Genomic DNA, 13,310 nt, shown 5'->3' with positions numbered 1-13,310 from the left:
GCCGTCGCTCCTCATCGGCGACGGAGGCTCATAGTGCCTCCTCCCCCCTCTGCCCCGTGCGCACGCGGACGACCTCGTCGACGGGGCTCACCCACACCTTGCCGTCGCCGATGCGTCCGGTGTGGGCCGCGGTGACGATCGCGTCGACGACGGGGCCGGCGTCGACGTCCTCGACGAGCACCTCCACGCGGATCTTCGGCACGAAGTCGACGACGTACTCGGCGCCGCGGTAGACCTCGCTGTGACCGCGCTGGCGACCGAATCCGCTCGCCTCGCTGACGGTCATGCCCGTGATCCCGAAGGTCTCCAGTGCCTCCTTCACGTCATCGATGCGGTGCGGCTTGAGGATTGCCGTGATGAGCTTCATGAGCGGACCTCCGAGGTGCTCTCGGCCGGGGCGGCCGGGGTGGGAATCGGGCTGAAGGGCCCCTGGAACGCGGTCGAGCGCGGAGCACCCAGCCCCCCGAAGTCGTAGCCGGACTCTGCGTGCGCCGAGGAGTCGATGCCACTGGACTCCTCGTCCTCGCTGACCCTCCACCCCATCGTGTACTTCAGGGCCAGGGCGATGATGGTGGTGACGACGACGGAGATGGCCACCGCGACGAGGGCGATGATGATCTGGACGGCGAGCTGGGAGAGGCCGCCGCCGTAGAAGAGGCCGGTCTCCGTGCCGAGGAGTCCGATGGCGACGGTGCCCCAGAGGCCGGCGACGAGGTGGACGCCGACGACGTCGAGGCTGTCATCGAGACCGAGTCGGAACTTCAGGCCGACGGCCACCGCGCAGAGGCCTCCGGCCACGGCGCCGAGGGCGATCGAACCGACCGGGGAGACAGACCCGGCGGCCGGGGTGATCGCGACCAGACCGGCGACGACGCCCGAGGCCGCGCCGAGCGAGGTCGCGTGCCCGTCCCGGACGCGCTCGACGAGCAACCACCCGAGGATCGCCGCGCACGTGGCGGTCGTGGTGTTGACCCAGGCCAGACCGGCGACACCGTCCGCGCCGTACGCGGACCCCGCGTTGAAGCCGAACCACCCGAACCACAGCAGGGCCGCCCCGAGCATGACGAGCGGGAGGTTGTGCGGGCGCATCGCGACGGTGCCGAACCCCTGTCGCCGTCCCACGACGATCGCCAGGACCAGCGCCGCGGCACCGGCGTTGATGTGCACGACGGTGCCGCCGGCGAAGTCGATCGGCTCGGCGATGGAGGCGAAGGGGCCCTCACCGCTGAGCAGCCCGCCGCCCCACACCATGTGGGCCATCGGGAAGTAGGCCAGCGTCACCCACGCCGCGGCGAAGACGAGCCAGGTACCGAAGCGCGCGCGGTCGGCGATGGCACCGCTGATCAGCGCCACGGTGATGATCGCGAAGGTCGCCTGGAAGCCCACGTCCACCACGACCGGCAGGCCGCCGTCGAGGACGAACTCGCCCGTGGCGTCGGTGATCGTTCCGTCGAGACCGAAGTGGGTGAAGGGGTTGGCGAACAGCCCGGCGACGGAGGCGCTGCCGTAGGACATCGACCACCCCCACAGGACGTAGACGACGCCCACGACGGCCATGGCGCCGTACGACATCATCATCATGTTCAGCACGGACGTCCGGCGGACCATGCCGCCGTAGAACAGGGCGAGGCCCGGCGTCATCAGCAGCACGAGCGATGCGCTGACGAGCATCCAGGCGGTGAGGCCGGTGTCGAGTGTCGTTTCCATACCGGCAGCATCCGACGGTGTGGTTGCGCTCCCGGTTCGCCGGCGTTACGGCGATGTTTCGTGGGCGCCCGCTGTGTGAACTTCGGGAGTCAGCCGCGGCGAAGGGAGGTGTGGTGGCCCGACTCAAGGCCCGAGGAACGAGGGCCAAGGGCCGCCGCATCTCCCCTTCGTCGGGGCGTCACCACACCTCGCTCACGGCGGTCGCGTCAGCCGACGATCGCGTCGACGAAGGCCTCCGGGACGAAGGGCGCCAGGTCGTCCCGGCCCTCTCCGAGCCCGACCAGCTTGACCGGCACGCCGAGGGTGCGCTGGACCGCGACGACGATGCCGCCCTTCGCGGTGCCGTCGAGCTTGGTCAGCACGACGCCGGTGATGTTGACCGCCTCGGCGAAGACCTTCGCCTGGGCCAGGCCGTTCTGACCGGTCGTCGCGTCGAGGACGAGGAGCACCTCGTCGATCGGGTTCTGCTTCTCGATGACGCGCTTGACCTTGGCCAGCTCGTCCATGAGCCCGACCTTGTTGTGCAGGCGACCCGCGGTGTCGATGATCACCACGTCGGACTCCATCTCGTGGCCCGCCCGGACCGCGTCGAAGGCCACGGACGCCGGGTCGGCCCCGTCGCGGTCGCTGCGGATGGTCGGCACACCGACGCGCGCGCCCCAGGTCTCGAGCTGGTCCGCCGCGGCGGCACGGAAGGTGTCGGCCGCGCCGAGCACGACGTCGCGGTCGTTGGCGACGAGGACGCGGGCGAGCTTGCCCACGGTCGTCGTCTTGCCGGTGCCGTTGACACCGACGACGAGGATGCACGCCGGTCGGCCGTCGACGCGGCTGGCCGCGAGACCACGGTCCATGCTCGGATCCACCAGGCGCAGCAGGTCGTGGTAGAGCCAGTCCTTGGCGACCTCGGGGTCGGTGGTGCCGTCCACGGACACGCGCTCGCGCAGGGAGTCGACGAGCTCGGTGGTCGGCTCCATGCCCAGGTCGGCTGCCAGGAGGGTGTCCTCGACGTCCTCCCAGTCCTCCTCGGACAACGAGCCCTGGGAGAGGAGCGCGAGCAGACCCTTGCCGATCGCGCCGTTGGAGCGCGCCAGGCGGGAGCGCAGCGAGCGCATCCGGTCCCGTGTCGGGGCCGGGGTGTCCAGCTCCGGCTCGGGTACAGCCTCGGGTGCGGCCTCGGGCAGGACCTCCGGCTCGCTCGTCGGCTCCGCGGGCGGGGCGGTGGCGGCGGTGCGGGCGCGCTCGTCGGCGTCGGGCCGGACGGGGGTGAAGTCCTCGTCGGTGGTCTCCCGGGCGGCCGGCTCCTCCACCGGGGCCTCGGTCGGGGCCGCTGCAGGCTCCTCGTCAACCGGTTCCTGCGTGGGGGTCGTCGGCTCGGCCGGCTTCTCGGCGGGCGCCTCGGGAGCCGGGGGCTGGTCCCCCTTCGCCTCCTCGGGTGGCGCCTGCGGCTTGGCGTGGTCGCTCGGCCGGTCGAGGACGATCGTGCCGCTGCGGTGGTCGGTGGTGCCCTTCGGCCGCTCCGGCGGGCGGTGCTCCGGGGGGAGCTCCTTGGACTTCCCGCCCCGGCCGCGCAGCAGCCCGACGGCCATCCCCCCGAGGAGGAGCAGCAGCCCGAGGGCCACGAGGATGTACTCGGTCAGCGTGTCGATACCCATCACGGGCACCATCTTCGCAGGGTCTGCGAGTGCCTCGGTCAGGCCATCAGGTGTGGCACCGGTGCGTCGGCCGCGGGGTCGTCCACGAGCGCCGTCGCCCAGGCCACGAGACCGCTCACGTCGATGCCGTGGGGCGGGTCGGCGGCGAAGGGGGCGATCGCCTCGCCCCCGCGAGCGGTCACCGTGCGCGCTCCGCGCAGGTTGCCCCGGCGCTGGTGGGTCAGCCCGACGGCGAGCTGGGCCAGGCCCTGCCACAGGGCGCGCTCGGGCGCCTCCCGGGGCAGGGTCTTCCACTGCTCCTCGAGGACCTCGTGGGCGTGGAAGGGCATCTCCTGGTCGAGGTAGTCCTGGGCCCGGGCCAGCGCCTCGCGCGGGGTGCGCTCACCCTCCTCGACGCGCTCGACCCCGGTGCTGCCGTGCGGCAGCGGACGGCCGAGCCCGTCGCGCGGCCGGGCGTTCTCCGCCCGGCCGGCGGCATTGCGGTCGCGGGAGGGCACGGCGTCAGAAGAGGCTGACGCGCTCTGCCGGGTCGAGCCACATCCCGTCACCCTCGCGGGTGCCGAAGGCCTCGTGGAAGGCGTCGATGTTGCGCACGGCGTTGCCGCGCACGTCCTGGGGACTGTGCGGGTCGATCGACAGCAGCCGGATCGCCTCCTCGGTCCGGGCGTCACCACACCAGACCCGGGCCCAGTTGTGGAAGAACCGCTGGTCCCCGGTCAGCCCGGAGTCGTCGGTCTGCGAGGCCCGCTCGCCCACGGCGATCCGGTAGGCGGCGTGGCCGATGGCCAGACCACCGATGTCGCCGATGTTCTCCCCGACCGTCAGGGCGCCGTTGATGGTGTGGCCCGGCGCGTGGCGCGTCTCGTAGGCGTCGAACTGCTCGATGAGGGCATCGCGCCGCTCCTCGAAGGCCTCGCGGTCGGACTCGGTCCACCAGTCGCGCAGGTTGCCCTGCCCGTCGAAGGTCGAGCCGGCGTCGTCGAAGCCGTGCCCGATCTCGTGGCCGATGACCGCACCGATGCCGCCGTAGTTGTCCGCGTCGTCGCCCTCGGCGTCGAAGAAGGGCGGCTGGAGGATGGCGGCGGGGAAGACGATCTCGTTCAGACCGGGGTTGTAGTAGGCGTTGACGGTCTGCGGGGTGAGGAACCACTCGTCCCGGTCGACCGGCCCACCGAGCTTGGCCAGGGCGCGGTCGACCTCGAAGGCGGCGACCCGGCGCACGTTGCCGACGAGGTCGCCCTCGACGATCTCGAGGGCGGAGTAGTCGCGCCACCGGACGGGGTGGCCGATCTTCGGGGTGAAGGCCTCGAGCTTGCGCAGGGCCTCCTGCTTGGTCTCCTCCCCCATCCACGTCGACGTGGCGAAGGAGCGGCGGAAGGCCTCGACGAGGTTGTCGACGAGCGCGACCATCCGCTCACGGGCGGCCGGCGGGAAGTGCCGCTCGACGTAGAGCTTGCCGACAGCCTCGCCGAGGGAGGCGTCGACGAGCGAGACGCCGCGCTTCCAGCGGGCCCGCTGCTCGGGGATGCCGGAGAGGGTGCGGCCGACGAAGTCGAACTCCTCCTCCACGATGCGGCTGTCGAGGTAGGCGGCCAGCGACTGCACGATGCGCAGGCGCAGCCAGTCGCGCCACGTCGCCAGGTCGACCGAGGCGAGCAAGGAGGACAACCCGCGCAGGTAGTCGGGCTGACGCACGACGACCTCGGCGAAGGGGGTGGCCGCCCCGAGCGCCGCGGCCCACCCGGCCCAGTCGACCTGGGGGGTGAGGCCGGCGAGCTCGTCGGCGGTCATGAGGGTGTAGGTGCGGATCGGGTCACGGTTGGCGACCCGGTCCCAGTGATCCTCGGCCAGCCGGGTCTCCAGGTCGACGACCCGCTCGGCGGCGTCCGTCGCGGCGGCCTCGTCCATGTCGCTCGCCAGGGCGAGCAGTCGCGCGACGTGCCCGCGGTAGGCGGTGACCGTCGCCTCGTGCTGGGACTCGCGGTAGTACGACTCGTCGGGCAGCCCGAGGCCGCCCTGCTCCAGGTAGACGACGTAGCGGGAGGAGTCCCTGTCGTCGGTGTTGACGAAGGGCTGGACGAAACCGCTGACGCCGTCCCGGGCCAGCCGACCGGTGAGCGTGACGAGATCGGCCACGGAGGCGACCTCGTCCACGGCGGCGAGCAGCTCGGCCAACGGGCGGGCGCCGAGCTCGTCGGCGCGCTCCTCGTCGAGGAAGGACCGGTAGAGGGCCCCGACCTTGCCCGCGATCGAGTCGCTCGGGCTGTCGGGGTCGGCACCGACCTCCTCGATGAGGGCTCGCACATCGTCCTCGGCGCGCTCGCGCAGGACGTCGAAGACGCCGTAGCGTCCACGGTCCGCGGGGATCTCGACGGTCTTCAGCCAGTGGTTGTTGACGTGGCCGAAGAGGTCGTCCTGCGGACGCACCCCCGGGTCCACGGGGCCGCGGAAACCCACGGGTGCGGTGGCGGCGTGGGTGTCGGTCATGAGGCCTTTCGGTTGCTCGGCGGGGTCGACCGTCGCGTCGGGGTGGCCTGGGCGACGGCCTCGGAGGCGCGGGTGGAGGCGTTGTCCGTCCGCTCGCGGACCTTGACCACCACGCGCTCCCCGCGGGCGGTCAGGATCTCGCGCCCGTCGCGACGGGCGGGGATCGCGACGAGGGCCATCACCACGGCGGAGAGGACGAGGCAGATCAGCAGCCCCACGATTACGGCGGTCATAGGGCAATAGTCTCCTCCCGGCCGCCGCCACTCAACTCGACAGGCCGCTGGGACGCGGCCGTGACCTCAGGCGGGTTGCTGCTCGCCCTCGGGCGCGACGTCCCGCAGCCGCTGGCTGACGACGGTGGTGATGCCGTCGCCGCGCATCGAGACGCCGTAGAGCGCGTCGGCCACCTCCATCGTCTTCTTCTGGTGGGTGATGACGATCAGCTGACTGGAGTCGCGCAGCTCCTCGAAGAGCATGATCAGTCGGCCGAGGTTGGTGTCGTCGAGGGCGGCCTCGACCTCGTCCATGATGTAGAAGGGCGAGGGCCGGGCCTTGAAGATGGCCACGAGCAGCGCGACGGCGACGAGCGAGCGCTCGCCGCCGGAGAGCAGCGACAACCGCTTGACCTTCTTGCCGGGCGGGCGGGCCTCGACCTCGATGCCCGTGGTGAGCATGTTGCCGGGGTCGGTGAGGACGAGCTTGCCCTCTCCCCCCGGGAAGAGCCGGGAGAAGACGCCCCGGAACTGCTCGGCCGTGTCGGCGAAGGCCTCGGCGAAGACCTGCTCCACCCGCTCGTCGATCTCGGAGACGATGTCGAGCAGGTCCTGCTTGGAGCGGCGCAGGTCCTCCAGCTGCGTGGTGAGGAAGGTGTGCCGCTCCTCGAGCGCCGCGAACTCCTCCAGCGCGAGCGGGTTGACCTTGCCCAGCGACTTCAGTCCCCGCTCGGCCGCGCGCAGGCGCTTCTCCTGGACGGCGCGCTCGTAGGGCTGCGGTGGCGGGAAATCCGCGGACTCGGGGTCCTCGTCGGGTCCCGGCACGTGCGGCACGAGCTGGTGCGGGCCGAACTCCTCCATGAGGACGTCCGGGTCGACACCCAGCTCCTCGACGGCCCGCGTCTGCAGCTGCTCGATCCTGGCGACCTGCTGTGCCCGGGCGACCTCGTCACGGTGCACCTCGTCGGTCAGCTCGCGCAGCGCGTCCTGCTGCTCGGTCAGCTCCGTGCGCAGACCCCGCAGGGCCTCGTCGCGCTCGGCACGCGCCGACTCGCCCGCGTCGCGCTCTCGGCCGGCCGTCTCGGCCGCGGCGGCGATGCGTCCGGCGGACCAGCGCGCGGCGGTCTCGACGGCAGCGGCGACCTCGGCCTCCCGGCGGCGCCGCTCCCTTCGCTCCCGAAGTCGCTCCCGGGCGGCGATCTCGTTGCGCGCCGCCCCCTCGAGCGACTCGGCGCGGCCGTGCAGCGAGCGGGCCCGCTCCTCCTTGGTGCGCAGGGCGAGCCGCACCTCGGTCTCGGCGGTGCGGGCCGAGGCCGCCTCGAGCTCGAGGCGGTCGCGGTCGTCCGTGGCGTCGTCGCCCTCGTCCTCGGCGGGCTCCGCGGAGGCGTCCTCGAGGCGCTGCTCGAGCTCGGCCAGCTCGGCCCGGTCGGACTCGAGCGCGTCCGTCGCCTGCGCGATGGAGGACTGGGTGCGCTCCGCCTCGGCCCGGGCGGTGCGGGCGGTCGTCCCCAGCGCCCCGAGCTGCTCGGCGACGGCGGCCATCCGCGCGTCCGACTCGTGGAGCGCCTCCATCGCGGCATCGCGCGCCTCGGCGCGCTCGGCGAGGGTCTCCCTGGCCCGTGTCAGGGCGAAGGTCGACTCCTCGCTGCGGCGGGTGGCGTCCTCGAGCACGGCGCGGGTCTCGTCGACGGCGGCCTGCAGCTCGAGCAGGCTCGGGGCGGCGCTGGACCCGCCGCGGACGAAGCCGGGGCCGTAGACGTCGCCGTCCCCGGTGACGACCGTGAGGTCGCCGGTCTCCGAGAGCAGCGCGAGGGCGTCCGGGGTGTCCGGGACGATGGCCACCCGCTCGAGGACCTGCTCGACGGCGGGTCGCACCTCGGTGGGCGCGGTGACCACGTCGAGCGCCCAGACCGCGTGCGAAGGGAGGGACGGCCACCCGTCGCGACCGCGCGGGCGGGCGGTGGCGCCGACGACGAGGTGCGCGCGGCCGGAGTCCTCGGAGCGCAGCCGCTCGACGGCGCGGGCGGCGGCGTCGACGCTGCCGACGGCCAGGGCGTTGCCGGCCTGGTCGAGGGCCGCGGCGACGGCGGCCTCGTGGCCACCGCTGACCGCGACGAGCTCGGCGACGGAGCCGAGGATCTCGTGCTCGTCGGCGGAGGCCTCCTTCAGCGCCTCGACGCCGTCCTTGCGGCGCAGGCTGAGCTCGAGGGCCTCCAGCCGGGCCTGGGCCGACTGGCGGTCGCGCTCGGCGGTGCGTCCCGCCTCGGTGATCTTCTCGACCTGCGCGGCGGCCTCGTCGAGGGCTCCGGCGGCCTTCTCGTAGGCGTCGTCGAGTCCCTCCTCGCTGCCCTCCTCGTCGGCGATCGTGCTCTCGAGCCGGGTGAACTCGCGCTCGGCCTCGTCGGCTCGGGCCAGTGCGGTGGACACGCTCTCCCGGAGCCGGCCGACCTCGGCCTCGGCTGCCTCGATCCGGGAGCGACGGGCGCCCACCTGCCCCGCGAGGCGGGCCAGGCCCTCCCGCCGGTCCGCGGCGCGCTGCGCGAGGGCGGTGATGCGCCGCTGCTCCTCGGCGAAGGCCTTCTCCGCGGCCTCCCGGGCGGCGACGGTCTCGGCGAGCTGGTCGGTGGCCTCCGCGATCTCGGCGCGCAGGGCGTCCTCGTCCTCGCGGGCCCGGGCGGCCTGCGCCCGGAGCGCCTCGGGGTCGCGGCCACTCGTGGTCTCGACCTCCTCGTCCTGCCCGAGCAGGCGGACCCGCTCGGCAGCCAGCTCCGCGGTCGCGGTGAGCTTGTCGGTGAGGGAGGCCAGGCGCACGGCCCGGTCCCGGGCGGCGGCGAGCTGCGCGGTGGCGGCGGCCCCGGCCTCCTCGTGGGCGGTGATCCGGTCGCGGACCGCGGCGACGGCCTCCTCGAGGGTCTTGCGACGGGCGAGCATGGCCTCCTCGTCGGCGACCTCCTGCTCGAGGGCGGAGGTCATCCGCACGAGGTCGTCGGCCAGGAGACGGTGGCGCGCGTCGCGGGCGTCGGCCTGGATGACGGCGGCCTTGCGCGCGGTCTCCGCCTGGCGGCCGAGGGGGCCGAGCTGGCGGCGGATCTCGGAGGTGAGGTCGGCGACCCGGGAGAGGTTGGCCTCCATCCCGTCGAGCTTGCGCAGCGCCTTCTCCTTGCGCTTGCGGTGCTTGAGGACGCCTGCGGCCTCCTCGATGAAGCCGCGGCGGTCCTCGGCCGTCGCCCGCAGGACGGCGTCGAGCTGGCCCTGCCCGACGATGACGTGCATCTCCCGCCCGATGCCGGAGTCGGAGAGCAGCTCCTGGATGTCGAGCAGTCGGCAGGAGGTGCCGTTGATGGCGTACTCCGACCCGCCGTTGCGGAACATCGTGCGGCTGATCGTCACCTCGGAGTAGTCGATCGGCAGCGCCCCGTCGGTGTTGTCGATCGTCATCGTCACCTCGGCGCGGCCGAGTGCCGCGCGACCGGTGGTGCCGGCGAAGATGACGTCCTCCATCTTGCCGCCGCGCAGGGACTTCGCCCCCTGCTCCCCCATCACCCACGCGAGCGCGTCGACGACGTTGGACTTGCCCGAGCCGTTGGGGCCGACGATGCACGTGATGCCCGGCTCGAGGCGCAGGTGCGTCGACGAGGCGAACGACTTGAAGCCCTTGAGGGTGAGGCTCTTGACGTACACGAGCGGGACTCCTCGGGCAGACGGGGGACGACGATCCCGGTCACTCTACTTCCCGAGCGTCGACTCGAGCCCTTGCGTCAGCCCGCCCCCGGTCGCGGAACGGGCCCGGGTCAGCCGGCGGTGAGGATGACGGGGTCGCCGTCGGTGATGGCGATCGTGTGCTCGCTGTGGGCGCCGCGCGAGCCGTCCTTGCTGCGCAGGGTCCAGCCGTCGGGGTCGGTCCGGATCTCGTCGGTGCCGGCCATGAACCACGGCTCGATCGCGATGACGAGGCCCGGTCGGAGGGGCATCCCGCGACCCGGACGGCCGGCGTTGGGCACGTGCGGGTCGCCGTGCATCGTGCGGCCGACGCCGTGCCCGCCGAACTGGGTGTTGACGGTGTAGCCCTCGCCGCGGGCGACCTCGGAGATCGCCGCGCCCAGGTCCCCGAGCTTCCTGCCGGGGCGGGCGATGTCGATGGCCGCCGCCAGGGCGCGCTCCGTGGTGTCGATGAGACGCAGGTCCTGCGGGTCGGGCGTGCCGATGACGAAGGAGCGCGCGGCGTCGCCGACCCAGCCGTCGACCTCGACGGCGAAGTCGACGGACAGCAGGTCCCCGTCGCGCAGGCGGTAGTCGTGCGGCAGGCCGTGCAGCACCGCGTCGTTGACCGAGGTGCACAGCACCTTGCCGAAGGGCATCGCCCCGAAGGAGGGGTGGTAGTCGATGTAGCAGGACACCCCACCGGCGCGACGGATCATGTCGTGGGCGAGCGCATCGAGCTCGAGGAGGTTCGTCCCCACCTCCGCGGCCTCGACGAGCGCGTCGAGCACGGAGCGCACGAGCCGACCCGCGGGCCGCATCGCCTCGATCTCCTCGGGGGTCTTCAGCTCGATCATGACTCGGTCCCCGTGGTCTCGCCGGCGATCCGCTCGTGGTGGTGGATGACCTCGGCGATGACGAAGTTGAGGAACTTCTCCGCGAAGACCGGGTCGAGGCCGGACTCGTCGGCGAGGTCCCTCAGCCGGGTGATCTGGCGCTCCTCACGTGCCGGGTCCGCCGGAGGCATCCGAATGCGGGCCTTGAGCTCACCGACGCTCTGGGTAGCCTTGAACCGCTCGGCGAGCAGGTGGATCAGCGCGGCGTCGATGTTGTCGATGGACTGCCGCAGCTGCAGCAGATCGGGATGCGTCTCACTCACCCGGCCAAGGCTAAGCCACGCTCACGCAGAGAACTCGCCCGGCCGGGGGCCCTCACTTCTCCACGAAGCCGAGGATGTCGCCCCGAGCATCCTGGTCGACCCGGCCGACGGCGGTGACCCGCCCCGGCCGCGCCGTCCCGGAGGGCTCCTCGCGCAGCAGCGCGTCGAGCCGGTCGAGCTCCTCGGGCGTCCCCTCGGCGACGACCTCGACGCGGCCGTCGTCCATGTTGCGGGCATGGCCGACGAGCCCGATCTCGAGCGCACGCGCCCGGGTCCACCACCGGAAGCCGACTCCTTGCACGCGACCGCGGACGAACCACGTGGAGCGAACGGTCCCTGTCTGCTCGGAACTCATGGGGCGAAACTACCGCTCTGACCGGTGCGCCTCCCCCACCCGGGCGCAGTCAGTGCCTAGCGTCGGACACGTGGCTCCCACCTCCACCATCGACGACGCCAGGGTGGCGTCGTCCGCGTCCGCCGCACCGACGCGGACCCCGCGCGGCCACCTGGCCGGTCTGGACGGCCTGCGTGCGCTCGCGATCGCGGCCGTCATCGTCTTCCACCTCGACCCCGACTGGTTGCCCGGTGGGTTCCTCGGCGTCGACATCTTCTTCGTCATCTCCGGCTTCCTCATCACGACGCTGCTCGTGCGGGAGAAGCGCAGCACCGGCCGGGTCGACCTCATCGGCTTCTGGACCCGGCGCGCCCGACGGCTGCTGCCGGCGCTCGTCGTCGTCGTGCCGGTCGCGATCCTCATCGCCCGCACCGTCGAGACCGACCTGCTCGTCGGCATCCGCCGACAGGCCCTCGGCGCCCTGACCTTCTCGACCAACTGGCTCGAGATCGCCCACGGCAGCAACTACTTCGCCGCGACCTCGCCGCAGCTGTTCATGAACTTCTGGAGCCTGGCGGTCGAGGAGCAGTTCTACCTCTTCTGGCCGCTGGTGACGCTCGTCCTGCTCGCCCTGCACAGGTATCTCGCCGTGACGGAGGGCGCGCTCGCCGCGCTCGTCCTCGGTGTCGGCGTGGCCTCGGCGGTCATGATGGCCGTGACGTACGACCCGGCCAACCCCACTCGGGCCTACTACGGCACCGACACCCACCTCTTCGGGCTGATGCTCGGGGCCGCGCTGGCGATCGCGTGGACCGGGCCGACCCGCGCCTGGACCACCACGGCGATCTGGCGGGAGCGCCGCAGCTGGCTGGTCGGGGGCTCGCTCGTCACGATCGCCGCCCTGCTGGTGCTGGCCGGCGAGGGCAGCGCCTGGACGTTCCGCCTGGGCATCCCGCTGGTCTCGGTCGCGACCGCCCTGCTGCTGCTCGCCGCCGTCGAGCGGCCCGGCCCCCTTCGCTCCGTCCTGGACCTGGCCCCCCTGGTCTGGGTCGGCCGGCGCTCCTACGGCATCTACCTCTGGCACTGGCCGGTCATCCTCATCGTCGGTCAGGACATCCCCACCAACGCCGGGACGGAAGAGTTCGTCTGGACGCGGATCTGGGCGGTCCTGGTCACCCTCGCCCTGGCCGACCTGTCCTTCCGCTTCGTCGAGACCCCGGTGCGACGCCTGGGCTTCCGCGGGAGCCTGCGGCACGTCGCGACCTCGGTGCGCTCCTTCTCCCTCGGTGGCCGCCGGGTCGTCACCGGCACCGTGGTCCTCCTGGCTGCGGCACTTGCCTTCGTGGTCCTCACCGCGCCCGAGATCAGCCGCACCCAGCAGATGATCGAGGACAACCAGGCCCGGATCGCCCAGCAGACGAAGGACTCCCCCGCCACGGCCGGCGCGAGCACCCCGGCGTCTGCGGCGAGCGGCGGGGCCGACACGCAGGAGGACTCACCGAGCGACTCGAAGGAGCGCCGCAAGGACTTCACCATGCCCACGGGCCAGGAGATGGTGATCTTCGGCGACTCCATGGTGGTCGGCGCCGTTCCTGCCCTGGAGTACTACTTCCCCGGCGTGCGGATCGATGCCAAGTCCAACCGCCAGTGGGCCGACGGCCTGTCCGCCGTCGCCGCGGCGGACGACTCACTCCGCCGGGCGGTGGTCCTCGCCTTCGGCACGAACGCCGGGACCGACCCGGAGACCGTGGAGGAGATCCTGGCCGAGATCGGTGAGAAGCGGATGGTCGTCCTGGTCAACCTGCACGCCGACCGCCTCTCGCGCATCGGCGGGGACAACGCGGCCCTGGAGGAGATCGCCGACGAGCACCCCAATGTCGCGATCGCGGACTGGGACTCGGCCGTCGAGGCCGAGGACCTGCAGTCCGACGGCATCCACCCCTCGCTCGGCGGGGCGCACACCTACGCCGCGACCATCCGGCAGGCCTTCGCGGACCTGTCCGAGCAGCACACCGGCAAGGAGGTCACGCTCAAGGACCTCCCCCGCCCCTGAGGCACGG

11 protein-coding genes are annotated in these 13,310 nt (G+C 72.6%); 1 reads left to right on the top strand and 10 read right to left on the bottom strand.

Going from position 1 to position 13,310, the window contains the following annotated elements; genetic code table 11:
* Nucleotides 1-28: 28 nt before the first annotated feature.
* The 10 genes from O9K63_RS01355 to O9K63_RS01310 form a co-directional block, all read right to left on the bottom strand.
* Complete coding sequence (locus tag O9K63_RS01355) at nucleotides 29-367, bottom strand: P-II family nitrogen regulator (protein ID WP_277240003.1); 339 nt, start codon at nucleotides 365-367, stop codon at nucleotides 29-31.
* Nucleotides 364-1,707, bottom strand: a complete 1,344-nt coding sequence (locus O9K63_RS01350; RefSeq protein WP_277240002.1) for an ammonium transporter — start codon at nucleotides 1,705-1,707, stop codon at nucleotides 364-366. Before O9K63_RS01350 ends, O9K63_RS01355 begins: the two co-directional genes overlap by 4 nt.
* A 206-nt stretch (nucleotides 1,708-1,913) precedes the next feature.
* Nucleotides 1,914-3,359, bottom strand: coding sequence for a signal recognition particle-docking protein FtsY (gene ftsY / locus O9K63_RS01345; protein ID WP_277240001.1), 1,446 nt, complete (start codon nucleotides 3,357-3,359; stop codon nucleotides 1,914-1,916).
* 38 nt (nucleotides 3,360-3,397) lie between these two features.
* Nucleotides 3,398-3,856 (bottom strand): DUF309 domain-containing protein, encoded by a 459-nt coding sequence (locus O9K63_RS01340; RefSeq protein ID WP_277240000.1) that lies wholly within the window; start codon nucleotides 3,854-3,856, stop codon nucleotides 3,398-3,400.
* Between the two features lie 4 nt (nucleotides 3,857-3,860).
* Complete coding sequence (locus tag O9K63_RS01335) at nucleotides 3,861-5,846, bottom strand: M13 family metallopeptidase (RefSeq protein WP_277239999.1); 1,986 nt, start codon at nucleotides 5,844-5,846, stop codon at nucleotides 3,861-3,863.
* Nucleotides 5,843-6,079, bottom strand: a complete 237-nt coding sequence (locus O9K63_RS01330) for a hypothetical protein (RefSeq protein ID WP_277239998.1) — start codon at nucleotides 6,077-6,079, stop codon at nucleotides 5,843-5,845. The genes O9K63_RS01335 and O9K63_RS01330 overlap by 4 nt, the downstream gene beginning before the upstream one ends.
* A 66-nt stretch (nucleotides 6,080-6,145) precedes the next feature.
* A complete protein-coding gene (smc, locus tag O9K63_RS01325; protein ID WP_277239997.1) occupies nucleotides 6,146-9,739 on the bottom strand; it encodes a chromosome segregation protein SMC in 3,594 nt (1,197 codons plus the stop codon).
* A gap of 110 nt (nucleotides 9,740-9,849) precedes the next feature.
* Nucleotides 9,850-10,614 carry a type I methionyl aminopeptidase gene (map, locus tag O9K63_RS01320; RefSeq protein WP_277239996.1) on the bottom strand — a complete coding sequence of 255 codons (765 nt, stop codon included), beginning with the start codon at nucleotides 10,612-10,614 and terminating at the stop codon, nucleotides 9,850-9,852.
* The gene (locus tag O9K63_RS01315) at nucleotides 10,611-10,916 is read right to left on the bottom strand and encodes a chorismate mutase (RefSeq protein WP_277239995.1); all 306 of its coding nucleotides are present in this window, start codon (nucleotides 10,914-10,916) and stop codon (nucleotides 10,611-10,613) included. The genes map and O9K63_RS01315 overlap by 4 nt, the downstream gene beginning before the upstream one ends.
* Nucleotides 10,917-10,968: 52 nt before the next feature.
* Nucleotides 10,969-11,271, bottom strand: coding sequence for an acylphosphatase (locus O9K63_RS01310; RefSeq protein WP_277239994.1), 303 nt, complete (start codon nucleotides 11,269-11,271; stop codon nucleotides 10,969-10,971).
* A 70-nt stretch (nucleotides 11,272-11,341) separates the two neighbouring features.
* On the opposite strand from O9K63_RS01310, the gene O9K63_RS01305 reads away from it, so the two are divergent.
* The gene (locus O9K63_RS01305; protein WP_277239993.1) at nucleotides 11,342-13,303 is read left to right on the top strand and encodes an acyltransferase family protein; all 1,962 of its coding nucleotides are present in this window, start codon (nucleotides 11,342-11,344) and stop codon (nucleotides 13,301-13,303) included.
* The last annotated feature ends 7 nt before the right edge of the window (nucleotides 13,304-13,310 follow it).

The organism is Janibacter cremeus (assembly GCF_029395675.1).
GTDB lineage: Bacteria > Actinomycetota > Actinomycetes > Actinomycetales > Dermatophilaceae > Janibacter > Janibacter cremeus_A.
This window is presented reverse-complemented; position numbering and strand designations above follow the sequence as displayed.

Excerpts from the sequence above, each read along its gene's own strand:
- O9K63_RS01355 (WP_277240003.1), bottom strand. The coding sequence starts at position 367 with ATGAAGCTCATCACGGCAATCCTCAAGCCGCACCGCATCGATGACGTG.
- O9K63_RS01350 (WP_277240002.1), bottom strand. The coding sequence starts at position 1,707 with ATGGAAACGACACTCGACACCGGCCTCACCGCCTGGATGCTCGTCAGC.
- ftsY (WP_277240001.1), bottom strand. The coding sequence starts at position 3,359 with ATGGGTATCGACACGCTGACCGAGTACATCCTCGTGGCCCTCGGGCTG.
- O9K63_RS01335 (WP_277239999.1), bottom strand. The coding sequence starts at position 5,846 with ATGACCGACACCCACGCCGCCACCGCACCCGTGGGTTTCCGCGGCCCC.
- O9K63_RS01330 (WP_277239998.1), bottom strand. The coding sequence starts at position 6,079 with ATGACCGCCGTAATCGTGGGGCTGCTGATCTGCCTCGTCCTCTCCGCC.
- map (WP_277239996.1), bottom strand. The coding sequence starts at position 10,614 with ATGATCGAGCTGAAGACCCCCGAGGAGATCGAGGCGATGCGGCCCGCG.
- O9K63_RS01310 (WP_277239994.1), bottom strand. The coding sequence starts at position 11,271 with ATGAGTTCCGAGCAGACAGGGACCGTTCGCTCCACGTGGTTCGTCCGC.